Raw genomic sequence first — 26,568 nt, 5'->3', positions numbered from 1 at the left:
CCGTGATGAAAGTTCTGTTCATGTGTACCGCCAACAGCTGTCGCAGCATTTTGTCCGAGGCGGTGTTCAACCATCTGGCACCGCCGGGTTTCGAGGCGATCAGCTCAGGCAGTTTTCCCAAGGGCCAGGTACTGCCGCGCAGCCTGACTACGCTGCAAGCGGCAGGCATCAGCACCGACGGCTTGTACAGCAAGGGCAATGAGGCGTTCGAAGGCAGCCCGCCGGACGTGGTAATCACCGTGTGCGACAAGGCTGCGGGTGAAGCCTGCCCAGTGTATTTCGGACCTTGCGTGAAAACCCACTGGGGCCTGGAGGACCCGTCAGATGTTAAGGGGGATGAGGCCAGCGTGGAGGCCGCGTTCCAGAAAACGCTGGCGATCATCATCAGCCGTTGCCAGGCTTTTTTCCATTTGCCGTTTGCAACTATCAGTCCCGCCCAATTGAAGATCGAACTGGACCGCATCGCTTCCTAACCGACCGGTGTCCATGTCGAAGACGATCAAAACTGTGGGAGGGGGCTTGCTCCCGATAGCGGTGCGTCAGGTACACCTATTTGACTGATATGCCTCTATCGGGAGCAACCCCCCTCCCACACAGTGCCGGTACTCGCTCAGAGCGTCCTATTACAGCACGCGATATTTGAAGTTAAATGAGCGCACACTTATCTGAACCAACTCTGAATACCCGATCATTTAATTAACCATGCGTTGACATTCTGTAACTGCCTGAGTAAATTGCCCCTGCCCGCCACAGGGGCCTTTTTTAAACCTCACAAAAGAAGCCAATGGACACAGTATCTAGTCGCTGTCCGAGCACCGCCTCAGCGGGCGTCGGGCGCCAAACCCAGAACATGACGGGACTCGCCTTCCAGGCCCGGTAAGCTGCGCTAGAGCTTGATGCTCCACCGTAACTGCCTCGCCGGTCGCGTGTCCGGTCCCGAGGTGTGTTATGACCTTCCAAACCCATGTTTTACTTGATGTACGCACCCTTGCCGCCGCCCTGCGCACCAAGCAGTGCCGTGCGCCCGCAGGCTTGCCCCCTGCCCCCGCAGCGTTTGTTTCATCCTCCCTGCAAGTGCACCCGGCCCGCCCGCTGGGCCATTGGCGTGCCTGCCCGCAAAGCGGCCAGTGGGTGCAGCACCCGGATCACGCCGACCCTCAGGACCCGCAAAGACCCAGCGTTTCCAGCCTGGCCCGCACGGGCGTGATGCTCGGTTCTTACGTGAGCGCTCGCGCCGCCTGACCTGACTGGAAACAGTAACTTTCTTATTGATGCACTGGAGTTCCTTGTGAACTTATCCAGTCGTGAATTGCTGCGCGCACGTTAATAAACGCGTGCTCAGCATTTACGGTAAGTGATTATCCAGATCTTATTTAAACCGATCGCGAAGTTCGCGGCTCGGCATGCTTTCGCTCGCCTGTAAACAGGCAAGTAACGGGTATGTTTTGTCGAGAGTTGGCGACAGGAGTACACACCATGAGCGCCGTAAAAAACACGCCACTGCCGCAGAAAAAAGGCATCGACGACAACACCAGATTGTCGATGCGCGCCGCCCGCGAAGCCCGCAACGGCCTGTCGGCCACCTTGGCCAACGTACGCGCCACCCAGGATGGCCTGACCGAACTGGACGCCTCGGCGCGCCTGCACCGCGAAGGCTACAACGAAGTGGCCCATGACAAGCCGCCTCACGCCCTCGTCCAGTTCCTGCAGGCACTGAACAATCCTTTCATCTACGTATTGCTGACCCTGGGCGGCATCAGTTTCATCACCGATTGCTGGCTGCCGATGCAGGACGGCGAAGAAGCCGACCCTACCAAGGTCATCATTATCATGACCATGGTGCTGCTCAGCAGCCTGCTGCGTTTCTGGCAGGAACACCGCTCGGCCAAGTCCGCCGAGGCGCTCAAGGCGATGGTGCGCACCACCGCCACGGTGCTGCGTCGCGAACAGGTGGGCGCCCGGCCGACCCTGCGCGAAGTGCCGATGCGCGAGCTGGTCGCCGGCGACATCGTGCACCTGTCGGCCGGCGACATGATCCCCGCCGACATCCGCCTGATCGAATCCCGCGACCTGTTTATCAGCCAGGCGGTGCTCACCGGTGAAGCCTTGCCGGTGGAAAAATACGACACCCTCGGCGATGTCACGCAAAAGTCCGCGTCCCCACTGCCTGCCGACCAGGGCAACCTGCTCGACCTGCCGAACATCTGCTTCATGGGCACCAATGTGGTCAGCGGTCGGGCCAAGGCCGTGGTGGTCGCCACCGGGCCGCGCACCTACTTCGGCTCGCTGGCCAAGGCGATTGTCGGCTCAAGGGTACAGACCGCGTTCGACCGTGGCGTGAACAGCGTCAGTTGGTTGCTGATCCGCTTCATGCTGGTGATGGTGCCGATTGTGTTCTTCCTCAACGGTTTCTCCAAAGGTGATTGGGGCGATGCCTTCCTGTTCGCCCTCGCCGTTGCGGTAGGCCTCACCCCGGAAATGCTGCCGATGATCGTCAGCGCCAACCTGGCCAAAGGCGCCACGGCCATGGCCAGGCGCAAAGTGGTGGTCAAGCGCCTCAATGCGATCCAGAACTTCGGCTCGATGGATGTGCTGTGCACCGACAAGACCGGCACCCTGACCCAGGACAAGATCATCCTGGAGCATCACGTCAATGCCTTTGGCCAGCGCGATGATGCGGTGCTGTCCCTGGCCTGGCTCAACAGCTTTCACCAGAGCGGCATGAAGAACCTGATGGACCAGGCCGTGGTGCAGTTCGCTGCGCAGAATCCCAAGTTCGAAGTGCCGTTTGCCTACAGCAAAGTCGATGAATTGCCGTTCGATTTCGTCCGCCGGCGCCTGTCGATCATGGTCAAGGACGCCGCCGGCGATCATCTGCTGGTGTGCAAGGGCGCCGTGGAAGAAATGCTGAGCATTTCCACCCACGCCCTGGAAAACGGCGCCGCCGTACCGCTGGATGAGCGCCGCCGCGAGCAGTTGCTGGCGATCGCCAATGACTACAACGAAGACGGCTTTCGCGTGCTGGTCGTCGCCACCCGCACCATCCCTGCAGCGCTGGCGCGCCAGCAGTACACCACCGCCGATGAACGCAATCTGGTGATCCATGGTTTCCTGACGTTCCTTGATCCACCAAAGGAAACGGCCGGCCCGGCGATTGCCGCGCTGCAACAGATCGGTGTGGCGGTCAAAGTGCTGACCGGCGACAACGCGGTCGTGACCAGCAAGATCTGCCGCCAGGTCGGCCTCGAGCCCGGCCAACCGCTGCTGGGGCCGCAAATCGAAGCGATGGACGACGCGACGCTGCTGCGCTGCGTGGAAGAACGCACGGTGTTTGCCAAGCTCACCCCGCTGCAGAAATCACGGGTGCTCAAGGCGCTGCAAGCCAACGGCCACACCGTCGGTTTCCTCGGCGACGGGATCAACGATGCGCCGGCCCTGCGCGATGCCGACGTGGGTATTTCGGTGGACAGCGGCACCGATATCGCCAAGGAATCGGCCGATATCATCCTGCTGGAAAAGAGCTTGATGGTGCTCGAAGAAGGCGTGCTCAAAGGCCGCGAGACCTTCGGCAATATCATGAAGTACCTGAACATGACCGCCAGTTCCAACTTTGGCAACGTGTTCTCGGTGCTGGTGGCCAGTGCGTTCATTCCGTTCATGCCGATGCTGGCGATTCACCTGTTGCTGCAAAACCTGATGTACGACATCTCCCAACTGGCCCTGCCGTGGGACAAGATGGACAAGGAATACCTGGCCAAGCCGCGCAAGTGGGACGCGAAAAACATCGGTCGCTTCATGATCTGGATCGGGCCGACCTCGTCGATCTTCGACATCACCACCTTTGCCCTGATGTGGTACGTGTTCTCGGCCAACAGCGTGGAAATGCAGACCCTGTTCCAGTCCGGCTGGTTTATCGAGGGCCTGCTCTCGCAAACCCTGGTGGTGCATATGCTGCGCACCCGCAAGATCCCGTTCTTCCAGAGCACGGCCGCCTGGCCGGTGTTGATGATGACCGGCATCGTCATCGCCCTGGGCATCTACGTACCGTTCTCGCCCCTGGGCACCCTGGTGGGCCTGCAACCGCTGCCGCTGGCGTACTTCCCATGGCTGGTGGGCACCCTGCTCGCCTACTGCTGCGTCGCCCAACTGATGAAGACGATTTACATCCGCCGCTTCAAGCAGTGGTACTGACCCCCTCCGTTCAAACGGTGAAGGTCGCCCGACCCTCACCGTGCAACACAAGGATTTACTCATGCGCGTGTTGATCTGTGCAGGTCGGCATTACGCCGACAGCAAAAAGTCCCGCCAGGTGCTGGACGCTTACCACCGCCTGCGCCCGGTGCAGGTGCTGATCCATGGCGGCAACCAGTTCCTGGGCAGCGACATCGAGGAATGGGCCCGCGAAAACGCGATTGACGTGGTGCGCTATCCGCCGAATTGGCAACGCCACGGCAAGCAGGCGGAACGCCAGCGCAACCACTTCATGCTGGCCGACAGCCGCCCCGACGTGATCATCGCCCTGCCGGGTGGTGACGACACCTCGGAGCTGGTCTGCCAGGCCAAAGCCAGCGGCATTTCGGTGCTGAGCGTAGAAAGCTGAAATTCAAGCGAGGTGCATCATGCACAACCATCACAAGCCAAAGCAGGCGGACGGGTTTGCCAAATACCGCGCGCGTCACTCGCGCAGTGTGCGTCCTACCCTGCTGCTGTTGCCGCCGGCCAAGCGCCGTGCGTTGCAGCGCAATCTGATATTCATCGGGGTGAGCCTGGGTGTCGTCCTGCTCATGGTGTTTTTTGCGAAGGCTCATGCGGCAGGCGGCGCCTATGTGGTGGACGATGGCGCCATCAATGCCCCTGGCGAATGTAATGTCGACGCCTGGTACACCGCCAACCGGCACGCCGGCGCTACACATAACCAAACCGTGTCGCCGGCCTGTACGTTCAACGAGATGCCCTCGGTGCAGTGGGGAACGGCATTGTCGCGCGCTACTGCCGAGGGCAAAGGCGAAACTCAAGTCAGCCCGCAAATAAAGGTACAGGTGCTGTCGCGAGACGACTGGGGGCTCGAACTGGCGATTGCCGCCGGGGCGCACTTTGCCCTGGACAGACAGCACACATTCGATGGCGCTGACTTCAACCTGCCGTTGACGTGGCAAGCCCTGGACGCTTTACGCCTGAATCTGAATGTCGGCTGGAATCATGCCTACAACGACGGGGACCAGCAGCAGCGCCTGACTTGGGGCGCGGGGTTTGAATATCGCGTGGCAGAGGTCCTCACGCTGCTCGCCGAGCGCTACGGCCAGGAAGGCGGCGATCAGGCCTGGCAGGCCGGACCGCGATTCCACGTCGGCGAGTCTGTCGACGTGGACCTGGTGCTCGGGCGCAGCCTGATCGGCGAGCGTGACCAGTGGCTGACCACGGCGGCAACGCTGAGGTTTTAGGCCTTGGCCTGCTGCTCAAGGTGCAATTGCAACTGCGGATCGATGTGCAGTTGCCCCGCCAGGTCGTCCAGGTAATTGCGCTCTGCATCCTGTTGGTCATCGACCAACAGGACACTGGCCAGATACACCTCGGCCGCCACCGCCGGGTCTGCGGCAAACTCGGCGAAATCCGCAGCATCCAGCGGCTTGGCGACTTCAGCGTCGAGCCACTCCTGCAATTGCGGGTCGTCAGTATGCTTGCCCAGCTCATTGGAAATCAGCTGCTGCTCTTTTTCATCAATGTGGCCATCGGCTTTGGCGGCAGCGATCAGCGCGCGCAGCACTGCATGGCTGTGCGCTTCGACTTGCGCGCCCGAGAGCTGGTCGGCTGTCTGGAAAGCGGGTTGCGCCTGGCTCGCCTGCTGGCTCTGCCAGGCCTGATACGCCTTGTAGGCCATCATCCCGAGAGAAGCCAACGCGGCGTAGTTCATCCCCCCGGCGCGCCCTTGTGTTGGACGCGTAGCCGCGCCACCGCCCAGCATGCCGCCGAGCCCACCCAATAAATCGCCGAGGCCGCCGCCCGAAGCATTACCGGCGCGGTTGCCCTTGAGCAGTCCGCCAAGCACCCCGCCCAAACCGCCGCCCGAAGAAGCGCCGCCCTGCCCTGCGCCGCGCAACAGTTGTTCCAATAGATCGCCGGTATTCATGGTGTCGCCCTCCCAGGCGCTTAGTGGCATTAATCAACCATAGTTCGCCGCCGATGGAACACCATGACCGCCGGGCGGGCAAGCTCTATGATGGTGCCACCACCACCTCAAGGGAGAACCCAGGTGAACCGAATCGAGCACATCGGGTTGATGGCCAACTACAATCAATGGATGAATCGCAAGGTCTACGAGGCTGCCGGCACGCTCACAGACGCGGCGTTGACTGCGGACCGGCAGGCATTTTTTGGCTCGATCCTGGGCACCCTCAATCACCTGGCACTGGGCGACACCGTCTGGCTCAAACGCTTTGCCCAGCACCCGGCGGGGTTCAGCGCGTTGGCGCCCTTGAACGCCATCGCCACACCCGGCGACCTCAGGCAATTGGCATTCGCAGACATCCGTGAACTCTCGGCCCATCGTGCGTGGCTGGATCAACTCATCCTCGATTGGGCCCACAGCTTGCGCGAAGCCCACCTGGACCTGCGACTGAGTTACCACACCATGGGCGGCGTAGCGTCTGAAAAACCGTTTTTCGGCCTGCTGATGCATTTCTTCAACCACCAGACCCATCATCGCGGCCAAGTGACCACATTATTGAGTCAAGCCGGCGTGGACGTGGGCGACACCGACCTGCTCGCGCTGATTGACTGAACGGAGCCTGCCTCGCAGCGTAGATCACTGATCTGGCAGGTTTTTTCAGACCGGTGTTTGTGCAGTAAAGGATCTATCGAGGTTGCGCCAAAGCGTCGGGATCTATATATTCGCAACCCTGCTGCACCGCGCTACCGCCCGAATGGCGAAACTGGTAGACGCATGGGACTTAAAATCCCCCGCTCGTAAGGGCGTCCCGGTTCGATTCCGGGTTCGGGCACCATAGATATCAAGGGCTTGCCGGGGAAACCTGGGCAGGCCCTTATCTTTTTTGCTCCGCAATTCTGAGATCTGCTCCGCAATTCCCCCTCCCCTGGCGTCCTGCCGAACGAATTCCCCACCTCTTTATCAGACCGAACTACCGTCCTGTACTAACGTTCTATCGAGATAGGCTTGGGCGCTTCCAAGCTATCCCGTAAGGAGCTAATTATGTCTGACGATTTGAAAAACCGCGGCCCGCAGGATCGTGCTCGAGTAAACACCTCGGAAGCTTGGGAGGTGAAGCATTGGACCAAAGAGTTTGGTGTAACTGAGCAACAGCTCAAAGATGCAGTGAAAGCTGTTGGTCCAATGGTTGACGACGTACGCAAGAAACTCGGTAAGTGAAGAGTGGTAACGCCCCGCGTTCTAGCGGGGCTGTTTCCTGAACCTCATTGCGGTTATTGCGCTGCCAGCACTCCCTGCTACGCTGTTTACCTCACGGAGAACTAGCCATGCCCAATTCCGATTTGATCCCTTCCCTGCTTTCCAAACTCTAAGAAAACCAACTCGCCCTTGAGGCGTCCATCATGGAATTATCCAACTGGGTGGAGCAGCGTGGCTCTGCCGAGATAGCGGATAATGTTCGTGGCGCCCTTCAAGCCATCGACGATAACGAGGATTTCATCAAACTGACTCTGGCGGTATTGATGAGTCCTGAATAACAGCTACTTGCAGGCTACAGCCCAAAGCTGGTCCAGCTTGGTGGTGTAGCTCTGGCTCATCATCTCCCGACGCATACCCCCGTCGGGATTGGTGGGCACGCTAGCAGAACGAAGCGTTCCCCTTGCCGTTGACGTTTCCGCCAGAGTCCACTGACTGAAGCGCAGGCCACGCAAAACGGACGCGCACAGCGCAAAGCTGGGTGTGTTGCTGATGGCACGCACCCATGGCGTCCCACTGCGCAGCTCGGTACTGATCGTGGTTTCGTTCTCAATCGAAGGGGTGCCCTGGATATAGCTTTGGTCCACGGCCCCGGTACGCCACTCCCACTTCACGTTTGGGAAGTTCATGTTGCCCTGAGGGTCTTGCAGGGGGGTGTTGTCGAGGTAGATGTCGCGCGCGGTTGGCGTGCCTTCGAACTCAGCACCCTGCGGCTGAATGTCCACGAAATATTGGGAGCCTTCTGTAAAGACCGTATATCCATTATCGCGCCCCGGCTGAAGCGTTGCGCCAGGCGTACGCCCCGAATATTGGCTGGTTCTGCCACTCGTAATGAACGCACTTAGCCAGTACAGCGTCGGATTTTTTTGAGGTCAACACTTTGTATGGCCCCTCTTGGCGGGCCTCGTTCATCGTTGGTGCCATACACCCCGCCAGCATCGCCACCGCTACCGCCGCTATCAAAATCCGAATGATCACCCCTGAATATTTGACCCGCTAAAATTGAAAAAACTGAACGAGATCTTCCCGCCACTCAGATCTCTGATTTCATACCGAATTCTGTCGAGGCCATCATATACACGGGAGGCCTCAAGATGCATGAACTGGGTCAGGCCGCCACCGAATCCGTTCAACTCAAGAGCGCTGACATCATGAAAAATTAGCGATACCGCGTCCGAACCTGACTCATTGGCAGACAGCACCAACTCCAAATCGTATTTGAATTCGTTGAATTTGATGTCAATTGACATCACACAGTCCTGCTCTCGCAGCAGGCCGTTCAAGCGATCAAGTCTATACATGTGTCCACCCGTCTGGGATAAAATGCAACACCACGCGCATGTCGTTCCCTCTTTGGTTTGGCAGACCTACAATAGTTACAGCTGCTTAAATCGGACTACTATGGTGGATGCGAGCATGTCTCCTAAGCGCTTCCGTGAACCAAAGAAGATAAATATCCAGTCAAAAATGCTCAGAATAGGCGTAGTGATGTTTCGCATGAAGGATTGATATAGATTGCAATTAAGGTGGCTGCGCTCGTCAATTACTGACATCCCCAACAGTTTTTTACCCACGCTTTGACCGTTGGGCATTGCGTCGGAGAACAGGTAATACGCCGCAGCAGAGCCGAACGCTAAGATCGCGACCACATCTGGAGAAAAACCAAGAAACTCAGCCGCGCGCCCGACGAAAAATAGCATAAAGACACTAATTAACGAGTCAATCCACTGCCCTCCAAGCCGACGCCCCAGTCCGGCTAGGTTGTCTGGCTTTCGGTACTCATTTTGAATGGTGCTCACTTCCATGCGTTTCCGCTCCAATGGTATCTGATTTCAATATTCACAGATGCAAAAGCCCAGTGCGAGGCCGGGCAATTGCTCACTTGCCTGGTACATCTACCATTTCAACCGCACCACCCGACCAGTGCTCAAAGGTTCTATAGTTGGTCTATTAACCCCCCCTAAAGGGTCATTCAGATTTGTCTTCGTTTCTTTGACACCTTTGCAGCTCTTCCGCAAGCATCTTGGAGAGCTTGCGGTCCTCTCTGCTCCAACTTTCAAGTTGTTGTTTCGCCAGAATGAGCTCGTCGTCAATCGCATATTTGAGAAGCGCACGTAGTGCATCCTGAGAAAAAGGGAACTCCTCTACCCCGTAAGCCGTTTTTACAATCAGAGTGGCGCCACGTGAGGATATTGAGTTCAGCTCATCGAAAAACTTTTGGTTTAGCCCCACGCCATGAACTGCCGGCCGCTCGCCCTTAGCCTCTAAGGCGCCCACGATCGGGTCAACGATGCTTCTACCCAACATGTAGAAATTGACATCTTTCAGCGATAAAAGGCTCATCACCTCGCCTCGATCAAGACGTTGCGGGTAGACAGTGCTATGGGGGCAATGATGAGAAAAATCTATCCGCGCTCCCCCTCCGTTATAGGAGAGATGCGCGCTCAGGATGGTTGACGGCACCAGGCCGGTAGATACGAGTGCTACTGAAAGAGAGTTAGCCTCAAGCTCAAAGTCTTGCTGCGCTTTTACGCTGGGCTTCTCCCGCTCCTGCTGGCGTCGAACTTGCCACAGCGTGACAATAACAGCCAATAGGGTTCCAATACCTGAAACCCATCCACCTGCAGCACTCCAATCCCAAACGTACGTGACAGTAGACGCCGGATTCAAATTGATCCCAGCTGTAAGTCCGAGACTTGCACTCGTGACGCACGCAACCAGCAGAATCACTCCAAGCATCCAATTCATTGTTCCGCTCCCTTTAAAAAGGGAGCCTTATATCAGCAGATGGTAGGGAGCTCAACGATGACTTATCGAACGAGTTGAAGCCCGCGCATCACCAGGTGATCGGCGAACTGCGTCCTGCTTGGCGCGTATGGCGGCGGGCGCATTCGCAGGCCTGGCGTATCCCGGTTGAGCCGCGTGCGCCGGCCATTCGGCTCATTGCAATGTGTCGGCTCCTGAATCTGGAAGCCCTGCTCTGCGGCGTAAAGCTCCACCGCCAGCCGTACCTGGCCCCACTCAAGCTCAAAGGGCACGAACGTCTCGGACAGCGTGAGGTATTGCCAGTAGGTGTCGGCGCTGATCGTGCCGGCCATCACGCCCTTAAGCAGCTCGGCGAGAACCTGGGCGTCAACTACAGGGGTCACAAACTCAGGATTCACCTTGAACTTGACCTGCTTGGGGTCGTAGCCCTTCCACTCGGCTGCGTACCGCAAGCCCTGCTCGACCGCCTCAGCCACCGTGATGACGATGCTGTGCAACGTGGCGTGCTGGTCGTTCTGGCGTGTTTTACGCGCCTCTCGTCAATATTCACCACCAGCGGCACCCGGCCGTGGGAAATTGCTTGGCGCACCATGCGGAAGAACAACTGCTTCAGGCCGAAGCCGTCGGCAGTGGCGTTGTCTTCCAGCCCTTTCAGGCCGGCAGGTAGTTCGATCTCAGGTATAAGCCGCGAGACCAGGCCCATCATTGAACGCAACGAGTCACGCACCCAATGCTCGTACTGAGCCCGGTTCGTGTAGTTCTCGTACAGGTACTTGTTGCCGGCGCCGTCGAGCTTTTCAGCCTCAACCATGCCGCTCGGTTTGGGCAGGTTGCGCTCGTTGCGCTTCACGGCGCACTCATCCGCCAGCGCGGAACGCTACCTGCTCGGCCTGGCCCAGGACTGTGCGGCCCTGCTTGGCGAAGCTCGACGATGCCCACATGACCCGGATGTCTGCATCCAGTAGATGGGCATGGTCTTCGTTGTGGATGCTGCCGATGCCGATGAGGATCTCGGACTGGAGCCAGTTCCAAACCTCAGGCGCTGGTGTCAGGCGGATGCCGAACTCGGGGAGGTCGGACAGCTCAAGCAGTGACGATGGAGGGAATGGCCTGTCCATGAAGCACCTTCAGCTTGAAATGGTGGCTGGTTGCCGGTATTGGTAAGGATCAACTCATCAGCAAGGAATGCTCCATGTCGAGCCGATACAGCGTCGTAAACGTGCCGCACTCTGAAATGTTCGCGCTTGAGCTTGGCCAATCCCCTCCAAGCAAGCCAATCCAACAGTCCTGTTTTCGAGTTGAAGATTCGCTCGCAGACGGCGACTACATTGGCGGTCCTTATCTCACTAAGGACGAAGCCATGGCGGCCTGCGACAAACTAAACAGGGCAAGCGAATGCTAAATATTGATGGGTGGAACAGGAAAATACTGAGCCTGCAAAACGCTCTAGACACTGGTGCTGACGGCAATGAAGTCTTTAAGGGCTTGAGCCGTGAAGAGTCGGAGCGATACGTCACACTTACAACGCAAGAACCCTCGGATTACTTCATTGACTTGGACCGTAAGCACAAGAGAGAGCTGACAGGCATCGAAGACCTATAGGACAAGTGCCGCGCTAATCTGCGGCAAGCCACCCCCCTCGACACAACAAGGTTCGTTCCTTATGCCAATTGAAGAGTTTGCCGCAAAACAAAACTACGCCGTTTCGCCATCCCTACCTAAGCATCTCGACCACCAACCCATATATGCCATGCCGTACAAGCAGTTCGATGGCTGGCGCAACGGCGAGACCGACACTAGGTACCTTTCAATAGGGATTTCACAGTGGTGCGCTAATGAGGTTTCACTAAAGATCATGCGCTACAAGGATCAATGGTCCCGCCAGTCCGAAGAGCTACCGCTGCACAGGGTAATCGACTCGTCAATATTTCTGGCTAAGGTTCTCCTCGATCGTGATGAGCAAAGTGTCGAAATTGAGCGAAGCCTTTTCACCAATCAGCCCGAAGGATTTCGGATAGAGGAGGAACCAGTTGCAGATCAAGACAAAGACCAGTTCGACAAATTCTTGAGTGATCACGAAAAGGCCCTGAGAGGTCGATTCAATAAGCTTTATCAGATGCTCAACAGTCTCAAGGCTCAAGGAAAACTCTGATCCCCTGATGTATTCAACTCAAAATGATGTGGGTTTGTGTGTGGGGGCGTGCCCGTGCAATTCGGCAACGATCAGCCCTTGAGGCAGCACGGCAGACCTGGCCGCGTCGATTGTCTTGGCGATGGAGCTATCCAGTTCGGCCAGGATGTTGTTGATGTCCCGGCTCAACGACAGCGCTTGTCGCGAGCGGGTTACGTTGCTCATCTGAGAACCTCGCGCCACGACTTGGCGCATTCGAAAACGTGGCGCGAATTACTGCTTCCGCCGGTCGATACCTTCAGGCGCCTTCGGGCACCTCATACACTGCTCGGAGTTCAGCGTCCGGCACAGCCAGACCTCCACACGCTGCCAGTACGTGACCATGAAGATGTGGCGGGCGCCGGCCAGGGCCAGGGAGACATACAACGTCAGACCCGCAGTGGTCGGGCCGAAGAATATATTCTGACTGCGCACCGACACAACGAAACCAGTGATGGCGATCGTGGTGTAGATCAGCTTCCCAAGAATGCCGTCCCTCACCTTACCGCTCAGTACGCACCAGGTGGCCCACAGCGCGATAAGGCCGCAGGTGATGGAGTTGATCAATTCAAGATTCATGGGTTGCCTCCCCCGAACCGCTGGCGGATGAGCGCCCAGAGGTCAGCGGCTTTGATGGCTCGGTTGATTGCTGCCAGGAGAGAACCGCCGAACGTGCCCAGGAGGAAACCAATCCCCGCGACGATCTTGGTCTCAGTGACATTCAGGTAGGCGCTGACCATGCTCGTCAGGTACAGCGAGCAGGCCACCCCCGTGATCAAGAACACCATCCAGGCGCACCAGTCGGACAAGTCATCCTTGTGCCACCCACTGGCAACAACAGCCCCAATCAGGCCCGCAATCAACAATTCGAACCTGTCGATCTTGTCGAGCAGGCGTTCTAGATACTCCATGCGCTCGACTCCGTGGGGCATGTTTGGGAATTGAATCGGCTCATACAGCACTCCCAGCTCGGAGCAATGGGTGTGGTGGAGCCGAAAACGAAAAGGCCCCGCACGATGACGGGGCCTTTAATATTGCGCAGTTAAGCTGCGCGAAATTAAGCAAAATACTTAAGTGTCGTCACTCATATCAGTACGGCTTAATCGTTATTACTAATCGTTCCAAGCGTAAATCCGTCTACTGACGAAATTTTCCCGCGCCAAAGCGCACCTGGCTCGCCAGGAATTGGTGACGATGTACCCAAGTAAGTTCTAGCATTTTCAAGATGAAGGAACTGGAAGGGTGCGTCCTCCTCTGAAGACTCAGATTCGGGGGTCACATTGAAACCAAGAATTATGTCTTGGATGGCATCTGCATTGTGATCACCTTTTTCCCGGAAGGGAGCCGAAAAGCTTTCGGCAAGCCTCTCAAAATACACTGCGTGGGGGATCAGTTTGCCCGATATTACTGATCCACCAACTGATAAAGTGACGCCAATGCTTAATGATGCTTGATTAGAGCTTCTTACGAGCCACTGCAATAGCCAATCAGTCTGGCGCCCTTCCCATTGTGTTTTTGTGAAAGCTTTATCGTTGAGTAAATCCAATTCCTCTACGACAGTTTTGGTCTGATCTTGAGATTCTTGCATTAGAGACTCCATCCGGCTGGAAACTGAGTCTCATCTATACATCAACTTGGCACCCACAAAAAAGCCCAGCGTGTGTGCCGGGCTTTAAGTGTAGATCCCTAACGCGCAAGATCGACAGGATGAATAAATATTCTCTCATTTTCTCATTCGTTGCAAAGGCTTTTTGCTAAGCGGCACAACTTTCGATTAGCCCTTGCGCATCAAGTAGTTCCTGAGCGGCAGTTAGCGCCTCGTTCACCCGGTCGTCGAGCGCCTTGCGGATAGTTGAGCGCCACCGGTACCGGGTCGATTCTGGCTTGCCGTCATTGTCCCAATTGGTGATGTCGTACCATGCCGCTGGCAGCACCGCGGCGGAACGCTTGCCATCGGCGCCGGCAACCTGAGGAATGGCCCAGGTCAGCACGGCGCATTCCCTAAAGCGCTTCGGCGCTGGTGTCTTCACCGAATTCAGAAGTTCCATAATGGCGCCGTGCTTGCGCTCTTCATGAGTGGAGTACTTCGCCACTAACGCGCGCCAGTGCGCCGGAGTGAGCGCTTTGTGCCGCCGGCCGAAGACCCAGCAATCCTGAAGCAGCGCAGCCTCCTTGCCGACGATCTCCCCCTTCTGCTTGGCACATGCTCTGGCGAACGCCGTGAGCGACGAGCGCGATAGCGCGTTACAACGATGCGCCGACGACCGCTGTTGCAATTGTGCACCTGCAAGGCGAGCTGCTCCGCGCCGACCCGGTTCGCCGGGATGGCGAACGCACTGGGCCAACGACCGCGCCGCCCCGATCAACGCGCGCGTAGAGAAGGTCGCCCACAACCCCTTCTTCCGGGCGATCTGGCCACATCGGGCAATCACGCCCATCGACAACGGGTTTGAGTGGGTAGATGAAGGCGGCCCCAAGAAGCAGCCCTCCCTAGCCCGCAAAAACTCTATTCGCCAGCTCTAAATCACTGTCGATTTCTCGGTGGAGACGTCGGTTTAGTCAGCTTACGATAGCGCGATCTGCATCTGTCTTCTCTCACCGGGGTACCACTGAATGACGCCACTAAGTGCGGTTTTCCGCAACCTTCACCAAGATAATGTGTTGGTACTCGCCAACGTGAGCGATGCCGGCAGCGCACGTATCGTCGAGAGCGTAGGAAGTAAGGCAGTCGCGACCAGCAGCGCCGCCGTTGCTTGGGCGCATGGATACCAGGATGGCAATCAACTTCCCCTGAAACTGCTGACTACTACAGTTGAGTCAATGGTTCGAGTGCTCACAGTCCCCCTCACGGTCGATGTCGAAGGGGGCTATTCCGACGACCTTGAGTCGGTTGCTAAAGTTATTGACTGCGTCGTCAGGGCTGGAGCCGTTGGAATCAACATTGAGGACGGAACAGGCAGCACCGATCTGATTTTGCGAAAAATCGAAGTGGCAAAGAACGTAGCCAACAAGCATGGAGTCGACCTGTTCGTGAACGTACGAACTGACGTTTATCTGAGATGTTTGGTAGAACCCGCGCGACAATTGGCAGAGACCCTCTTGCGTGCATCACTGTTTGAGCAAGCAGGTGCAGACGGCATTTTTGCAGCTGGAATGGTTGAGGAAAACGCCATTGCTACACTGTGCGAGGCAACGCGGCTACCCGTCAACCTCCTTGCCTGGAACGGGCAACCTGGCATGGATGAATTGACGAGTCTAGGCGTCAAACGGCTGAGCGCCGGTTCCAGCATTGCTGAATTCTTATACGGCGCCAACAAGGCGATAGCCAAGAGCTTCTTGCGAACGGGAAAGCTTTTCGAGTATCCATTGGACGCATATACCTACAGCGACCTGAATAGCCTTATGACCGCAAAAAAACACCTCAGCGAAAAGTAATCTTCGCTCTATTAATCTGTGATCCGCATGAAAATCGCCGCAGTTCCCCGCACCTCTAAAGCGATTTTCACACCCATTCGAGGACGAGGCTACGGTCTATGAGATCTTACAATCACGCTCTCCCGCCCAGAAGCGAGATGGTGAATGCGATGCTATGCAGCGACACCGCCTATGAGGGGGTTTTTTTCACTGCTGTCAAAACTACAGGTATTTTTTGCCGCCCTACGTGTGGTGCGCGTAAGCCAAAGCCCGAGAATGTAGAGTTTTTTTCGCAGGCAAACGAAGCGATGGCAGCAGGTTATCGGCCTTGCTTACGATGCAAGCCATTGGACCTCGCGGCTTGCGCGCCAGATTGGGTCAAGGGGCTACTGGCCTCTGTATCCGCATCACCTGACGCTCGCTGGAGTGATGCCGAACTAACGACGCGTGGTATCGATCCGTTACGCTTACGCAGGTGGTTCAAACAAAATTTTGGCATGACTTTTCATGCATGGATGCGTTCTAGAAGGCTCGGTATCGCCCTAGGCCGGATTTCCTCGGGCGAAACGCTGGATAACACAGCATTTGACTCAGGATACGAGTCATTGAGTGGCTTTAGAGATGCTTTCAAAAAAACATTTCAAATGCCCCCCGGCAAGGCAGCTGAGACGTCGCTCCTGCTTTATCGCCATCTGACGACACCGTTGGGCCCAATGATTGCCATGGCAGAGGAACGAGGTTTGGTACTCCTCGAATTTCTTGACCGCCCGGCCCTGACCGCTGAATTAAACGAACTGCGTGGGCGTCATGGGTATTCAATTGCGCCTGGCGAGCATCCCTACATCAAGCAGATCGAAGTTCAACTAAAACTTTATTTTGATGGAAAGCTGAAAAGGTTTTCAGTACCGCTCCATATGCCAGGCAGCTCGTTTGACAGACGTGTGTGGGCAGAGCTTCTGAAAATCGACTATGGAACCGTTTCAACCTACGGTGCCATCGCCAGGGCCGTCGGTAAGCCAGGTGCAAGCCAAGCGGTGGGCAATGCAAATGGACACAATCGCTTATCTATTGTTGTGCCCTGTCACCGTGTCATAGCGACAAATGGTGCACTCGCCGGATATGGCGGAGGCCAGCCACGGAAAGAATTTTTACTGCGTTTGGAGAAGACTGCTTTGCAAATGACGCAACAGAACGAATTCCTGTTGAATTAGTTGCCAAGCCTGACAGGCGCAGACACAACAACTGATCCGCGCAGACTGGATCAAGCTCATGATCGCCGCCGCCCGTCTGCCGCTGCGCAGCGACCCAGCAAACAACCCGTTCGACCGCCCAAGCGCTCACGGCCGGATCAAGTTCTCGACCGGGTTGTTGGATGTCAACCAAGTACTGCGGCCCCTCTGTGAACACAGAAGCCGCACCCACTGCGGCTTCTGTTGGTGCTCAATCAGCGGCGCGGCGTCTGCAAGGCGTGGTAGCCGTAATCGGCGCGGGCTTGGCGTAGCGGTACGCCCGCTTCGATAGCCGCACGAATATGCTCTTCGGCCTGGTGGATTTCTTCGGCCACGGCCAGCACCTGGCTCAGTGAACCGGCGGGAATCACCACCAGGCCATCACCATCACCGCGCAACCAGTCATCCGGTTGTACCCTGACGCCGCCCAGCGTCACGGGCGCCTGGATGGCTTCGACACGCACGCGGTCCTTGCCGGTGCGCATCCAGTTGCCTCGGGAGAAGATCGGGTAGTCGAGTTCCAACGCACGGTCAACATCGCGGCAGATGCCGTCAATCACCGTGCCCGCCAGGTGTTTGCGCGAGGCGGTAGAGGTCAGCAAATCTCCCCACACGGTGGTGTCCTGCCGCCCCTGGTTGTCGATCACCACCACCTGGCCGGCTTCGAGGTCATCAATGTAATCGCCGACCGAGCCGCCGTCCTGACCAATAGGGCCGTAGCGCAGGGTCCAGGCTTTGCCCGTGAGCTTGAACGTGCGGTCCAGGGGCATGATGTCGGTGCATTGGCAAACGATGCCGAGGCGGTCCATCGCATCGCTGAGGTCGGTACAGCTCAGGGCGTCGAGGCGGGTAAAAATAGAGGTTTGCATGATGGGGCCTTCCTTGTGTCCTGTGGGTTAACGCGCGGTGGTGGCGACACTGAATGCGTGGATCTTGTCGACGATCTGGCGTGATGCTGTCCGGATTGCCGTGGTGGTATTGCCGGCGATATGCGGCGTCAATTGCGCATTGGCAATTGTGGTCAATGGCGAGTCGAAGCGGTCTTTCTCCAGGGTAAAGGTATCGATGGCCACCGCTTTGATATGCCTGGGAAACTGGCGCATGAAGGCGGCCAACTGCTGCTCGTCGACGATCCCGCCGCGCGCGGTATTGATGAGGATGGATCCCTGGCGCATCTGGCGGAACTGGGCAGTGCCGAACAAGCCTCGGGTCTGCGGGGTGAGCGGTACGTGGAGCGAGACGATGTCCGCCTCGGCCAGTAACTGTTCAAGCCCTGCCCGTCGTTCAAGCCCAAGGCTGCGCGCCACCGGTTCGGTAAAACGCTCGGATCCGGTGGCGATCACCTTGATGCCCAGTGCCGCTGCCTTGTGCGCCACCTGCCGGGCGATGCTGCCGGTGCCTACCAGACCAAGCGTCAGTTCGGCGTATTCGGGGGCCGGTGCCAAGGTGCCTTTTGCCCAGTGGCCGTTGTGCGTTGCGGCGTTGTAGTCATCCAGGTCGCGCGACAGAAACAGCGCCTGGGCGACGACGTATTCGGCAACAGCGACCGCGTTGGAACCCGGCGTATTGAGTATCGCCACGTCCCACTGCTCGCACGCCAACCGATCAATATGATTGACCCCCGTGCCGGCCTGGGCAATGGCGCGCAGTGGGGTGGCCAGAGCGGACGAGGCGGCGGCGCGGATCAGGCCGGCGCCCAAGGGGATGTTCAGGCGCGTCTTGAACACGCTGTAGCCCCCTGCCCGACTTACGGCGGCAATAAAGGCCGGCTCGTCATGGCAGTTGATCTCGGCATAGTCAATGCGCGTGCCGTAGTGCTGCTGAATGTGCTCTTTGTCGGCGAAATAGTGCAGGTTGAGGGTGACGGCCAGGCCCAGTTCGAGAAAGCGATCGACTTCCTCAAACAGTAACGGCGGCCCGGGGGCATCCAGTATCAGGGTGGTCAATGGCATACAGTGGATCCTCTTGGGAGGGTAGCGCCTGCCGATACCCGGGTTGCCCCAGGCATCGGGGTTAACCATCGGGGTTGATCACCAGGTGAAATGGTGGGCACTTGTAGGATCGACCAGGCCTGCGTCGGTACTCACGGCCGCGAGGAACCCGCTATAGAAATCATTCAGCGATGACGACTGGATGAACGCGGGATTGCTTTTGGCGTAGATCAGAAACAACCGGTAGATTCGCAGGTTCTTTTCCTTGCGGTAGACCTCGGCCTTGAGGCTGGGCCACAGGTTGAGCAGGCTGCCTTCCTTGATTTTCCACGGGTCCGCCGGCTCGGTGCCGGTGGTGGCTTTGTACACGAAGCGCTTACCTTCAATCACTTCCAGGTGCAGGCTGGCCAGCAACTGTTCGGCGGTGCCGACGGCTTCGGTCTTAAGGGCGTGCGCCAGCGCCTGGATGTGGGCCTTTTCCGGGATGCTGCCGGTCAGAGTCAGCCAGGCGCATTTGAGGTCGGTTCGTGCAATGGCGTAGGCCATGCCTTTGACGTAGGTGTGAAAGCTCTCATCCTCGTTGAAAGCCTTCGACAGCTGCGTTGCCGGCTCCTGCGCGAACTGCCCGACGCCGATCAGTTCGCTGTGCAACCCACCGGCCAGCAAGGCGCGGGTCCAGGGAATCGCACGAATGGCATCGGGACGCGACTCGAACACCTTGATGTTGAAGATCCGAGAAGGCGGCCGGGTGCCCTTGGCGGTGGCCCTGACCACATCGAATCGCGCCAGGTCGCGCAGCAGGGAAGGCAGCGCCGGGTGTTCGAAGAATGTCGCCTGGTAGCGGCGCACCACCTCCCCCCAACGTTGAATCCTGCCGGCAATGACCGCCTCGGACGGTTGCGGCAGGGGCTCGGCGTGCATCCGGTACAGCTGGCTGAGAAAGTTGACGGACTGGTTGCGGCTCAGCAGATGCGCGCGCATCTCCGCGCAGCCGGCCAGCATGAACCGGGTTTCCGGGCCCTCCAGCGCGCCGAACTCCTGCAAGGTCTCGGCGATCACCCCGTTACAGCGTGCGTGTTCCCCGCCCATGATGACGTGGACGACCACCTCGATGCCGTAGCGGGCCGCAATCAGCTTGTGCTGGTTGGCAATCGCCATGTTCAGCTTGTGCATGGCCTTGCCGCCCTGCTTGCCGGTGTCGCTGGGGCCGAACGTGATGTATTGGCGGTTGCCGCGCGTTGCCAGGTGCTGGCGGTACACCGGGTTTTCGTACACCTCATGCACCGTGGCCAGCGTGCGCTCGGCACCTGCCAGGTCTTCGGGTTGCAGGGCGATGTCGATCCCGTCCCGAACCTGGGCCGCTTTCATCAGGAACAGCACCTCCAGCGCGCTGAGGGCCGAGGTGTACTCGGCGATCCCGTGGATTTTCATGCGGTCGCGATAACGGTCGATCATTTCAAACCGCTCCACCGCGTTGCGCGCATCGTGCATGCGGATATAGCTCGGGTCCTGCTCCATCAGCGCAATGTAATCCTGGCCGGCGTATTGCTCGACTTTGCGGGTGTAAAGCGGCGTGGTGCGTTGCAGATACGCTTGCCACAAGGCAGCGGGCGGCTGGGCCGTTCCGCCATCCAGCGCGACCTCAAGCGCGGCCTGACGCGCACGCTCATCCAGTTCGTGATAGTGCCGGCCCTGACCCAGGCCGATGGTTTCCAGCCACTGGCTGGACAGAATCTCATCGACCACGCTGCTGAACATCTCAGCGTTTTCACGAAACTCGATATCCAGATAGTGAAAGCCAAACGCGTGCACCCGCAGCAGCAGACGGTCGATGGCGGCCGGCTGGGTAAAACGGATGCTGCTCAGTGCATCGATCAGTTCGGCCGGTTGCTCGAAATGCTCGGGATGATCCGTGCCAAGGCGTGCACGGATCTCTTCAAGGCGATGCCGTGCGCCGCCGTCCTTGATCAGGCCGTCGATATCAGCGATGTAGCGATTGCGCAGCGCCGTTTCCAGCGCCAGCACCAGGGTTTCGGTGTGCTGGTTGGTGTCATAGGGGCGCCCATCCTTGTCGCCGTATAACCAGGTGAACAACGTCAGCCATTTTGCCTGCGGCGCCAGGCCCAGGGCGTGATGCACGTCGGGCAACGCGTCATACACACTGTCGGCGTAAAAAAGCTGTGACTCGATATCGGTGCCATTGCTGCCCGACCACACAGCGTTGTACAGCTCCAGCAGGATCTGCGAAGTAACTTGAGGCTTTTTGAGGCCACGGTCCTCGATGTGCTGTGCCAGTTTCTGCAGGACCAGCACAACGGAATGCTTGAGCTGGTCGGTCTCTTTGCACAGCACGCCCAGGCTGATATTTACCCCCGACGGCGCTGCAATCAACTGCGGATCGAGCGTGAGCAACTGACGAGGCAGGCTGGCTTGTGAAGCAATCTGGGTCGCCACACTCCTGACCGACACTTCGAACAGCAGTTGCTTGATCAGCAACAACTTCCAGAACGCCTCGACGTCTTTGCTGGAGCGCGATTCAAAGAACGCCTTGCCCAGGGCAGCGGCCAATTTCGAATCTGCCTTGTCCAGATACGCCAGCGTATCGATTTCAGCGTAGATCCTCAGGCAGGCGCGGGTGTGCGGGGTTTGGGAGGCATCGTCCGTGTTGGCCTTGAGTGCGTGCTCCAGTGCTCGCCATAGAACGTCGTGCAGCAACGCGGGGTTGGTATGGCCGATTGAGGGGCGAGTTGATGCATTTTCCAGTATGGAGTTGATCACATGATTCATGGGTTCAAGCCTCGATAATTGTCAAATCCCTTGTTTGCAGTGCGCCGGACAGACACACGCAAAATCATCAATGTCCCAGGCTCAACCCACAGCGTCGGAACGAACGGAACTCACCTGTTCGCCGACAGAAAGCCCCCTTGTCGGTACCGAAAAACGGCAGAAAATTGAAACAATTTGTTACATCCGCCCGCAATAAAACATGGCTTGGATTTCTCCACAAAAGACCTTTTTGGAATAGCCAACTTGAAAACAAAGATAGGAAGCTAATAAAAATCACGGCACTGAAGTCCGGTTAACTGCCTGCATATTTTCTAACGTGCTGATTATTTGGCATTAATCTGCAGTCACGAAAACCGGCTGAGCCGAGGGGGATATCGAGTAGGAATCACCTGCGGGCGCAACCTAAATAATTCTTCATGAACACCATTTCCTACTCAGGGAGCAGACATCCTTGCTGCCTGCAAACGAAAAACCCGGCGCTTGGCCGGGTTTTGTCAGTTCATGCTGTGCGACGAACTACTTCGCACCGCCATTGTTACGGTCGGTCTGGGCGTCCTGATCCGATCCGGGATTGCCAGGCGGTGGGTTCCAATCTTCCGGCTTCTCGCCTGTGCCTTGCTTGGGCTCGGACTCAGCCTGGTCCAGGCCTGACGCATGACCTTCGCCCAGGTCGGGCACTTGCTTTTGCGGTCCGGGATAGGGCGCTGCGGGACCGTTATTGTCATCGACCATAAATCACCTCTATTTCACTAGCGCGGTTGCGCACAGGGCTGAGTGGGCTGTTCAAACAGAACGTGCGAGTGCCTTTCAGCACGCGCCCGGCGGGATACCGTCCTTGTTGAAATCCTTGAGTCGCTCACGCTCCTCTTCGGTGGAGTGCGCCGGCGTTTGCTCTTCGGGTTGCTTGCGCTTTTCTTCGGTCATGGCTGATTCCTCCAGGTTGTAGAGTTTCGGCACGCTGCGGTGCGGGCAGTTCAAAATGAATGGTCGCGCAGGCCGCGACCTTGTGGCTGCGACGCTGCGCGCACACAAAAAAGGCGCTCCGAAGAGCGCCTTTCTACCGCCGATTGCCTTACTGCACACTGACCTGACGCAGCTCGGGCTTGGCCTCGCCACCGATCATGATGCGCTTGGGTTTGGCCTCTTCAGGCACCTCGCGCAGCAGGTCGATGCTCAGCAGCCCGTTGTTCAAGGCCGCGCCGCGCACTTCGATGTGGTCCGCCAGGCGGAACGACAACCGGAAAGCACGCTGGGCGATGCCCTGGTGCAGGTAAGCGACCTTCTCGTCGGTTTCGCGTTTGCCGCCGGAAACCGTCAATACGCCTCTTTCGACCTGGATATCCAGATCCTCCTCGGTCAGGCCAGCCACTGCGATGACAATCCGGTAGGCGTCATCACCGTGCTTTTCCACGTTGTGAGGTGGATAGGAATTCGGAGCCTCGCTGCGCAGCGCCGACTCGAACAGGTCGTTGAAGCGATCAAAGCCCACCGATTGACGGAACAGTGGGGCCAACGAAAGGGTAGTAGCCATTTTAAAATCTCCTGAGTTTCTCCAAGTGATTTAGGACGCGACCCGCATTCGGCATCGCGTGATCAAAAATTTATGGACGCTCAAAGGGATTTCAAGGGGCGAAAAAAAATTTTCTTGGCTGATATCGCTATCGCAGGAACGGCGGGGCTCGCGCTTGTGCTCTAATCTCAACACAGGCGTGCTTTACCCCGTGAGCGCCTGAGACAGCCCTTGAGGTACAAGAAAAATGAAAATGACTTTACCAGCCCTGGCATTGGGCATCCTGATCTCCCAAGGCGCCTCGGCCGCCGGAGATGGCACCGCTGCTCTGGGCGGCGGGGTCGGCGGCGTACTGGGCAATGTCGTGGGTGGGCAGCTCGGTGGCTCCACCGGTGCGGCCATCGGCGCTGGCGTAGGGGGTGCGACCGGCGGCGCGGTGGGCGCGCGCAAAGGCAATCGAGCGGAAGCGGCACTGGGCGGCGGAGTTGGCGCTGCGGGTGGTTCAGTGATCGGCAATCACCTGGGCGGCAGCACCGGTTCGGCCATCGGCGCAGGCTTGGGCGGTGCCGCCGGTGGCGCGGTGGGCAACAACCTGGGGGATGACGGCGGGAAACACAAAGGCAACAAGCATAAGCACAAGAACAAGCACCGCTGATCCTCTGACGCTGTCCCGACAGCACACACGCCGGGTTGAACGACCTTGAAAGGTCCTTCAACCCGGCGTGTAAGAGACTGTCACTCCCGTTACATCGGCGTACTGCTCACCACCCGCAAGGCCAGCCCTTCATAGGCATCCAGCGTAATGGTGAACGTGCCCTCCTCCGTCAGATCCCCTTCCACACGCTCATTGATGATGTCCACCACCGGCCCAGGTGCGATGTTGGGCAAGTGCAGGGATTCGGTGATCGGCGTGGCGCCGAAGTTCAGCGCAGTGATCTGCGTGCCCTTGCCTGCCGGCAACTCATGCACCATGACCAGCAGGCCCGGGTGCTCGACGTCCGGAATCAGGATCTGGCGACTGGCGGCAATGTCGTAGGCGCGGCGCACGCCGAGGATTTTCTGCAACTGTGAGCCGAATGAATCCGGGTCCTGCAATTGGCTGTTCAAGCTGCCGTACAGGCTTCTGGAGCGCGGCATCTGCCCGGCCGACAATTCGGCGTCGGGGTTGAGGTCGACCAGGTCGTAGGCGCCGCGATGAATCCAGCGCGTGTCGCCATCGGCCATCAAATGCCCGACCTCTTCGGCCGCCAATGGCAAGGCGCCCACCAGGTCCCAACCGGACAGCGCAAACACCCCTGGCTGCATGGCGTTGTACATCACCAGCAGCAAATGGATCTGGCGAATCTGCTGCACGTCGGCCGCGGTGATCGCGTCCAGGTCGCGAATGCCGAGGGCTGCGGTGATGATGCTGGCGGTGGTGCAGGACACGCCATTGGTGACGAACTTGAGGTTATACGGCGCGTGCTCGCCGGTCAGGCGTTCGTACATCTGCTCGCGGATATGCTCGCGCAGGATATTGCCGGGAAAGGTCTGGCCCTGGAACAGAAAGGTGTCATGGGCATGCAGGGTCCAGAAGTGCACCAGTTCCAGGGTCAGTTCATCGTGGTTTTGCAGCGCGTGGATCAGCGAACCAGGGTCGATGCCGAGGCTGTGCATCTGGCGCAGCATCAGGCGCAGGAATTCGGCGTCGCCCATCAGCAACGCATGCTGGTAGGCCGGCCGGGTGATGAAGTCATAGGACAGGTCGGCGCCGCCGTGGGACATGGAGGCGATATCGTCGACGGTCAGGTTGAGTTCCTGGAAGCTGAAACCACCGGCCTTGCGAATCGCGCCGCCCAGCAACTGGTTGCCGGTGATCGACAGCGGATGGCTTTCAGACCACGCGCTGCCGTCGAGCTTGCGTTCCACGCCGAGGAAGCCATTGGCGTCCAGGCGCAGGATCTTGGCGCCCATCACATCGATGGCGTGCAGCGCGTCGCCGATGATCATCTGCTGGGCGGCGAATGACGGATCGAGCCAGTTCAGCGACGGCTGCCCTTCCTTGAAGTAATGCAGGTACACCCAGCGTCGCGGCTTGCCGTCGACCCCCATCACCACGGGCGTGGCGCTCCAGTCGGTTTCCTTGACGCCGGGCTCGAAGAAAATCACCCGTTGCAATTGGCCGACGATGTAGTGCTTGTCGCGCAGTGCATCCACCTGCGGCGGGCTGAGGTTCTGCGCGTCGCGGCCTTCGGCGACGTCCGGCAGCAGCGACCAGTCTTCTTCACGGATTTCGACCATGTGGTACAGGCCCGGATAGTCTTCATAGGCCATTTCCGCCAGACGAAAATCCGCACCCTTGCCGGTGTGGGACGGAATCACGTCGTCGATGATCACCGCATTGTGCGCGGCGGCCATGCGTGTCAGCGCCTGCAACTGCGCCTCGGTGCCCAGTTGCGGGTCGATGTCGAAGCTGATGCGGTCGAAGTTGCCGTCGATGGTCGGCGTATGTTGAGTGCCGGACAAACCGCCGGACTTTTTCAGCGGCCCGTTGTGAATGCCCTGGATGCCGATTTTCGACAATGCATGCCATAGGCTTTCGTCGCCCAGCGCCTCCAGCACCGTGCCGTCTTCGCGGGTCACGATCGACGCCGGATACGCCGTGAACCATACCGATGACAAGGCTGAAGCGTCACGCGGGCGGGTGTGTGCGAAGGGTTGCTGCCACATCCGTCCCTGCCCCGAATAGAGCTTGGCGCGCTGGCGCGCCGCGTTCAGCATGGACTGTTGCACCAGCCAATTCACATGATCGTTGTCCGCCGCCGTCATAAGCCTGATACCTGTGGTCGTTGAAGGTGATTCGTAAGCATAGGAGCGACGGCGGGGGCAATTCGTTGCATCGGGATACAGATCCATTAGCCAAATGTGGGACGGGGTTTGCCCCCGATGGCGGCCTCCCAGCCGACAGCTACCCAACTGACACGCCTCGGCCCAATGTGGGAGGGGCTTGCCCCCGATGCCGGCCTCCCAGCCGACAGCTACTCACTGACACGCCTCGGCCCAATGTGGGAGGGGGCTTGCCCCCGATGGCGGCCTCCCAGCCGACAGCTACCCAACTGACACGCCTCGGCCCAATGTGGGAGGGGGCTTGCCCCCGATGGCGGTCTCCCAACCGGCAGCTACCCAACTGACACGCCTCGGCCCAATGTGGGAGGGGGCTTGCCCCCGATGGCGGCCTCTGGGCCGACCAGGATGTTGGGTCGGACCGGGTACATATCCGTTTCTGCGGTAACGGCTGCTATGGGTTCCGCTTTTACAGCGGGTCACTTTTGGAAAAGAGCCCGGAATGCCGGCCCAGCCAA

The 26,568-nt window shown here is 58.4% G+C and carries 31 protein-coding genes, 1 tRNA gene and 3 pseudogenes; 15 read left to right on the top strand and 20 right to left on the bottom strand.

From position 1 onward, the window contains the following. Positions 1–5 precede the first annotated feature (5 nt). The 5 genes from BFQ04_RS22460 to BFQ04_RS22440 all read left to right on the top strand — a co-directional run bounded on the left by BFQ04_RS22460 (position 6) and on the right by BFQ04_RS22440 (position 5,441). On the top strand, positions 6–473 hold the full coding sequence (locus BFQ04_RS22460) for an arsenate reductase ArsC (RefSeq protein ID WP_065952674.1): 468 nt from the start codon (positions 6–8) through the stop codon (positions 471–473). Positions 474–948: 475 nt separating this feature from the next. Continuing rightward, on the top strand, positions 949–1,242 hold the full coding sequence (locus BFQ04_RS22455) for a hypothetical protein (RefSeq protein WP_065952673.1): 294 nt from the start codon (positions 949–951) through the stop codon (positions 1,240–1,242). Positions 1,243–1,476: 234 nt separating this feature from the next. Beyond that, on the top strand, positions 1,477–4,191 hold the full coding sequence (gene mgtA, locus BFQ04_RS22450; RefSeq protein ID WP_065952672.1) for a magnesium-translocating P-type ATPase: 2,715 nt from the start codon (positions 1,477–1,479) through the stop codon (positions 4,189–4,191). A gap of 61 nt (positions 4,192–4,252) precedes the next feature. After that, entirely contained in the window at positions 4,253–4,600 is a 348-nt protein-coding gene (locus BFQ04_RS22445; RefSeq protein ID WP_065952671.1) for a DUF2493 domain-containing protein, read from the top strand. A gap of 19 nt (positions 4,601–4,619) precedes the next feature. Next, a complete protein-coding gene (locus BFQ04_RS22440) occupies positions 4,620–5,441 on the top strand; it encodes a hypothetical protein (protein WP_065952670.1) in 822 nt (273 codons plus the stop codon). Here the strand turns inward: BFQ04_RS22440 and BFQ04_RS22435 are convergent. After that, positions 5,438–6,127, bottom strand: coding sequence for a tellurite resistance TerB family protein (locus BFQ04_RS22435; RefSeq protein ID WP_065952669.1), 690 nt, complete (start codon positions 6,125–6,127; stop codon positions 5,438–5,440). The two genes, BFQ04_RS22440 and BFQ04_RS22435, sit on opposite strands and share 4 nt — an antisense overlap. 123 nt (positions 6,128–6,250) lie before the next feature. Here BFQ04_RS22435 and BFQ04_RS22430 point away from each other — a divergent pair, with 123 nt between their 5' ends. From BFQ04_RS22430 to BFQ04_RS22415, 4 genes and pseudogenes are all read left to right on the top strand, one after another. Further along, positions 6,251–6,778 (top strand): DinB family protein, encoded by a 528-nt coding sequence (locus BFQ04_RS22430; protein WP_065952668.1) that lies wholly within the window; start codon positions 6,251–6,253, stop codon positions 6,776–6,778. 136 nt (positions 6,779–6,914) lie between these two features. Beyond that, positions 6,915–7,001 (top strand) — tRNA-Leu (locus BFQ04_RS22425). 206 nt (positions 7,002–7,207) lie between these two features. After that, complete coding sequence (locus BFQ04_RS22420) at positions 7,208–7,384, top strand: DUF3606 domain-containing protein (RefSeq protein ID WP_065952667.1); 177 nt, start codon at positions 7,208–7,210, stop codon at positions 7,382–7,384. Between the two features lie 107 nt (positions 7,385–7,491). Beyond that, positions 7,492–7,701, top strand: a pseudogene (locus tag BFQ04_RS22415) (hypothetical protein). A gap of 3 nt (positions 7,702–7,704) precedes the next feature. Here BFQ04_RS22415 and BFQ04_RS30135 read toward each other — a convergent pair. The 8 genes and pseudogenes from BFQ04_RS30135 to BFQ04_RS22385 all read right to left on the bottom strand — a co-directional run. Then, positions 7,705–7,875 carry a DUF4113 domain-containing protein gene (locus tag BFQ04_RS30135; RefSeq protein ID WP_256544607.1) on the bottom strand — a complete coding sequence of 57 codons (171 nt, stop codon included), beginning with the start codon at positions 7,873–7,875 and terminating at the stop codon, positions 7,705–7,707. After that, positions 7,826–8,121, bottom strand: a pseudogene (locus BFQ04_RS29505) (hypothetical protein); the annotation flags it as partial. The pseudogene BFQ04_RS29505 and the gene BFQ04_RS30135, both read right to left, overlap by 50 nt. A gap of 273 nt (positions 8,122–8,394) precedes the next feature. Beyond that, the gene (locus tag BFQ04_RS22405) at positions 8,395–8,670 is read right to left on the bottom strand and encodes a hypothetical protein (RefSeq protein ID WP_232790600.1); all 276 of its coding nucleotides are present in this window, start codon (positions 8,668–8,670) and stop codon (positions 8,395–8,397) included. Between the two features lie 126 nt (positions 8,671–8,796). Then, a complete protein-coding gene (locus BFQ04_RS22400; protein WP_065952664.1) occupies positions 8,797–9,225 on the bottom strand; it encodes an RDD family protein in 429 nt (142 codons plus the stop codon). 163 nt (positions 9,226–9,388) lie between these two features. After that, a complete protein-coding gene (locus BFQ04_RS22395; RefSeq protein WP_065952663.1) occupies positions 9,389–10,168 on the bottom strand; it encodes a hypothetical protein in 780 nt (259 codons plus the stop codon). A 62-nt stretch (positions 10,169–10,230) separates the two neighbouring features. Further along, positions 10,231–10,569, bottom strand: a complete 339-nt coding sequence (locus tag BFQ04_RS29760) for a hypothetical protein (RefSeq protein ID WP_244653360.1) — start codon at positions 10,567–10,569, stop codon at positions 10,231–10,233. Between the two features lie 11 nt (positions 10,570–10,580). Further along, positions 10,581–11,036 (bottom strand): hypothetical protein, encoded by a 456-nt coding sequence (locus tag BFQ04_RS29755; RefSeq protein ID WP_232790598.1) that lies wholly within the window; start codon positions 11,034–11,036, stop codon positions 10,581–10,583. Between the two features lie 10 nt (positions 11,037–11,046). After that, positions 11,047–11,304, bottom strand: a pseudogene (locus BFQ04_RS22385) (putative metallopeptidase); the annotation flags it as partial. Between the two features lie 14 nt (positions 11,305–11,318). On the opposite strand from BFQ04_RS22385, the gene BFQ04_RS30130 reads away from it, so the two are divergent. Then, complete coding sequence (locus BFQ04_RS30130; RefSeq protein WP_232790597.1) at positions 11,319–11,588, top strand: hypothetical protein; 270 nt, start codon at positions 11,319–11,321, stop codon at positions 11,586–11,588. Positions 11,589–11,849: 261 nt separating this feature from the next. Next, complete coding sequence (locus tag BFQ04_RS22370) at positions 11,850–12,338, top strand: DUF6530 family protein (RefSeq protein ID WP_065952660.1); 489 nt, start codon at positions 11,850–11,852, stop codon at positions 12,336–12,338. Positions 12,339–12,356: 18 nt separating this feature from the next. Here the strand turns inward: BFQ04_RS22370 and BFQ04_RS22365 are convergent, their stop codons facing one another. The 5 genes from BFQ04_RS22365 to BFQ04_RS22345 form a co-directional block, all read right to left on the bottom strand. Beyond that, complete coding sequence (locus BFQ04_RS22365) at positions 12,357–12,542, bottom strand: hypothetical protein (RefSeq protein ID WP_065952659.1); 186 nt, start codon at positions 12,540–12,542, stop codon at positions 12,357–12,359. A 48-nt stretch (positions 12,543–12,590) separates the two neighbouring features. Beyond that, positions 12,591–12,935: a hypothetical protein gene (locus BFQ04_RS22360; RefSeq protein WP_065952658.1), complete on the bottom strand. Its 345-nt coding sequence runs from the start codon at positions 12,933–12,935 to the stop codon at positions 12,591–12,593. Next, a complete protein-coding gene (locus BFQ04_RS22355; RefSeq protein WP_065952657.1) occupies positions 12,932–13,267 on the bottom strand; it encodes an MFS transporter in 336 nt (111 codons plus the stop codon). Before BFQ04_RS22355 ends, BFQ04_RS22360 begins: the two co-directional genes overlap by 4 nt. Before the next feature lie 188 nt (positions 13,268–13,455). Continuing rightward, positions 13,456–13,944 carry a gas vesicle accessory protein GvpU gene (gvpU, locus tag BFQ04_RS22350; protein WP_083218036.1) on the bottom strand — a complete coding sequence of 163 codons (489 nt, stop codon included), beginning with the start codon at positions 13,942–13,944 and terminating at the stop codon, positions 13,456–13,458. 166 nt (positions 13,945–14,110) lie between these two features. After that, positions 14,111–14,632, bottom strand: coding sequence for a hypothetical protein (locus tag BFQ04_RS22345; RefSeq protein ID WP_256544606.1), 522 nt, complete (start codon positions 14,630–14,632; stop codon positions 14,111–14,113). Between BFQ04_RS22345 and BFQ04_RS28895 the strand changes: the two genes are divergently transcribed. The 3 genes from BFQ04_RS28895 to BFQ04_RS22335 all read left to right on the top strand — a co-directional run bounded on the left by BFQ04_RS28895 (position 14,577) and on the right by BFQ04_RS22335 (position 16,981). Further along, positions 14,577–14,879: an SOS response-associated peptidase family protein gene (locus BFQ04_RS28895; RefSeq protein ID WP_371914534.1), complete on the top strand. Its 303-nt coding sequence runs from the start codon at positions 14,577–14,579 to the stop codon at positions 14,877–14,879. The genes BFQ04_RS22345 and BFQ04_RS28895 overlap by 56 nt on opposite strands. A 90-nt stretch (positions 14,880–14,969) precedes the next feature. Further along, a complete protein-coding gene (locus tag BFQ04_RS22340; protein ID WP_065952656.1) occupies positions 14,970–15,791 on the top strand; it encodes an isocitrate lyase/PEP mutase family protein in 822 nt (273 codons plus the stop codon). 98 nt (positions 15,792–15,889) lie between these two features. Continuing rightward, positions 15,890–16,981, top strand: a complete 1,092-nt coding sequence (locus tag BFQ04_RS22335) for a bifunctional transcriptional activator/DNA repair enzyme AdaA (RefSeq protein WP_065952655.1) — start codon at positions 15,890–15,892, stop codon at positions 16,979–16,981. Positions 16,982–17,214: 233 nt separating this feature from the next. Here the strand turns inward: BFQ04_RS22335 and BFQ04_RS22330 are convergent, their stop codons facing one another. The 5 genes from BFQ04_RS22330 to BFQ04_RS22310 all read right to left on the bottom strand — a co-directional run bounded on the left by BFQ04_RS22330 (position 17,215) and on the right by BFQ04_RS22310 (position 23,248). Beyond that, a complete protein-coding gene (locus BFQ04_RS22330; RefSeq protein ID WP_065952654.1) occupies positions 17,215–17,868 on the bottom strand; it encodes an RraA family protein in 654 nt (217 codons plus the stop codon). 27 nt (positions 17,869–17,895) lie between these two features. Continuing rightward, complete coding sequence (locus BFQ04_RS22325) at positions 17,896–18,951, bottom strand: NAD(P)-dependent oxidoreductase (RefSeq protein ID WP_065952653.1); 1,056 nt, start codon at positions 18,949–18,951, stop codon at positions 17,896–17,898. A gap of 78 nt (positions 18,952–19,029) precedes the next feature. Beyond that, on the bottom strand, positions 19,030–21,717 hold the full coding sequence (locus tag BFQ04_RS22320) for a phosphoenolpyruvate carboxylase (RefSeq protein ID WP_065952652.1): 2,688 nt from the start codon (positions 21,715–21,717) through the stop codon (positions 19,030–19,032). Between the two features lie 516 nt (positions 21,718–22,233). Then, a complete protein-coding gene (locus BFQ04_RS22315) occupies positions 22,234–22,449 on the bottom strand; it encodes a hypothetical protein (RefSeq protein WP_065952651.1) in 216 nt (71 codons plus the stop codon). Positions 22,450–22,789: 340 nt separating this feature from the next. After that, entirely contained in the window at positions 22,790–23,248 is a 459-nt protein-coding gene (locus BFQ04_RS22310; RefSeq protein WP_065952650.1) for an Hsp20 family protein, read from the bottom strand. A 226-nt stretch (positions 23,249–23,474) separates the two neighbouring features. On the opposite strand from BFQ04_RS22310, the gene BFQ04_RS22305 reads away from it, so the two are divergent. Beyond that, a complete protein-coding gene (locus tag BFQ04_RS22305) occupies positions 23,475–23,882 on the top strand; it encodes a hypothetical protein (protein WP_065952649.1) in 408 nt (135 codons plus the stop codon). An 89-nt stretch (positions 23,883–23,971) separates the two neighbouring features. Here the strand turns inward: BFQ04_RS22305 and treS are convergent, their stop codons facing one another. Continuing rightward, positions 23,972–26,035, bottom strand: a complete 2,064-nt coding sequence (gene treS, locus BFQ04_RS22300) for a maltose alpha-D-glucosyltransferase (protein WP_065952648.1) — start codon at positions 26,033–26,035, stop codon at positions 23,972–23,974. Between the last annotated feature and the right edge of the window lie 533 nt (positions 26,036–26,568).

It is taken from the genome of Pseudomonas sp. 37 R 15, from assembly GCF_900004865.1.
GTDB lineage: Bacteria > Pseudomonadota > Gammaproteobacteria > Pseudomonadales > Pseudomonadaceae > Aquipseudomonas > Aquipseudomonas fluorescens_AM.
The sequence above is the reverse complement of the archived record's forward strand: the minus strand, read 5'-3'. Positions and strand labels throughout refer to the sequence as shown.

Excerpts from the sequence above, each read along its gene's own strand:
- BFQ04_RS22325 (WP_065952653.1), bottom strand. The coding sequence starts at position 18,951 with ATGCCATTGACCACCCTGATACTGGATGCCCCCGGGCCGCCGTTACTG.
- BFQ04_RS22355 (WP_065952657.1), bottom strand. The coding sequence starts at position 13,267 with ATGGAGTATCTAGAACGCCTGCTCGACAAGATCGACAGGTTCGAATTG.
- BFQ04_RS22320 (WP_065952652.1), bottom strand. The coding sequence starts at position 21,717 with ATGAATCATGTGATCAACTCCATACTGGAAAATGCATCAACTCGCCCC.
- BFQ04_RS22310 (WP_065952650.1), bottom strand. The coding sequence starts at position 23,248 with ATGGCTACTACCCTTTCGTTGGCCCCACTGTTCCGTCAATCGGTGGGC.
- BFQ04_RS22460 (WP_065952674.1), top strand. The coding sequence starts at position 6 with ATGAAAGTTCTGTTCATGTGTACCGCCAACAGCTGTCGCAGCATTTTG.
- mgtA (WP_065952672.1), top strand. The coding sequence starts at position 1,477 with ATGAGCGCCGTAAAAAACACGCCACTGCCGCAGAAAAAAGGCATCGAC.
- BFQ04_RS22305 (WP_065952649.1), top strand. The coding sequence starts at position 23,475 with ATGAAAATGACTTTACCAGCCCTGGCATTGGGCATCCTGATCTCCCAA.
- treS (WP_065952648.1), bottom strand. The coding sequence starts at position 26,035 with ATGACGGCGGCGGACAACGATCATGTGAATTGGCTGGTGCAACAGTCC.
- BFQ04_RS22400 (WP_065952664.1), bottom strand. The coding sequence starts at position 9,225 with ATGGAAGTGAGCACCATTCAAAATGAGTACCGAAAGCCAGACAACCTA.
- BFQ04_RS22405 (WP_232790600.1), bottom strand. The coding sequence starts at position 8,670 with ATGTCAATTGACATCAAATTCAACGAATTCAAATACGATTTGGAGTTG.
- BFQ04_RS22395 (WP_065952663.1), bottom strand. The coding sequence starts at position 10,168 with ATGAATTGGATGCTTGGAGTGATTCTGCTGGTTGCGTGCGTCACGAGT.
- BFQ04_RS22370 (WP_065952660.1), top strand. The coding sequence starts at position 11,850 with ATGCCAATTGAAGAGTTTGCCGCAAAACAAAACTACGCCGTTTCGCCA.
- BFQ04_RS22435 (WP_065952669.1), bottom strand. The coding sequence starts at position 6,127 with ATGAATACCGGCGATCTATTGGAACAACTGTTGCGCGGCGCAGGGCAG.
- BFQ04_RS22315 (WP_065952651.1), bottom strand. The coding sequence starts at position 22,449 with ATGGTCGATGACAATAACGGTCCCGCAGCGCCCTATCCCGGACCGCAA.
- BFQ04_RS22455 (WP_065952673.1), top strand. The coding sequence starts at position 949 with ATGACCTTCCAAACCCATGTTTTACTTGATGTACGCACCCTTGCCGCC.
- BFQ04_RS22340 (WP_065952656.1), top strand. The coding sequence starts at position 14,970 with ATGACGCCACTAAGTGCGGTTTTCCGCAACCTTCACCAAGATAATGTG.
- gvpU (WP_083218036.1), bottom strand. The coding sequence starts at position 13,944 with ATGCAAGAATCTCAAGATCAGACCAAAACTGTCGTAGAGGAATTGGAT.
- BFQ04_RS22445 (WP_065952671.1), top strand. The coding sequence starts at position 4,253 with ATGCGCGTGTTGATCTGTGCAGGTCGGCATTACGCCGACAGCAAAAAG.
- BFQ04_RS22420 (WP_065952667.1), top strand. The coding sequence starts at position 7,208 with ATGTCTGACGATTTGAAAAACCGCGGCCCGCAGGATCGTGCTCGAGTA.
- BFQ04_RS22440 (WP_065952670.1), top strand. The coding sequence starts at position 4,620 with ATGCACAACCATCACAAGCCAAAGCAGGCGGACGGGTTTGCCAAATAC.
- BFQ04_RS22360 (WP_065952658.1), bottom strand. The coding sequence starts at position 12,935 with ATGAATCTTGAATTGATCAACTCCATCACCTGCGGCCTTATCGCGCTG.
- BFQ04_RS22365 (WP_065952659.1), bottom strand. The coding sequence starts at position 12,542 with ATGAGCAACGTAACCCGCTCGCGACAAGCGCTGTCGTTGAGCCGGGAC.
- BFQ04_RS22330 (WP_065952654.1), bottom strand. The coding sequence starts at position 17,868 with ATGCAAACCTCTATTTTTACCCGCCTCGACGCCCTGAGCTGTACCGAC.
- BFQ04_RS22335 (WP_065952655.1), top strand. The coding sequence starts at position 15,890 with ATGAGATCTTACAATCACGCTCTCCCGCCCAGAAGCGAGATGGTGAAT.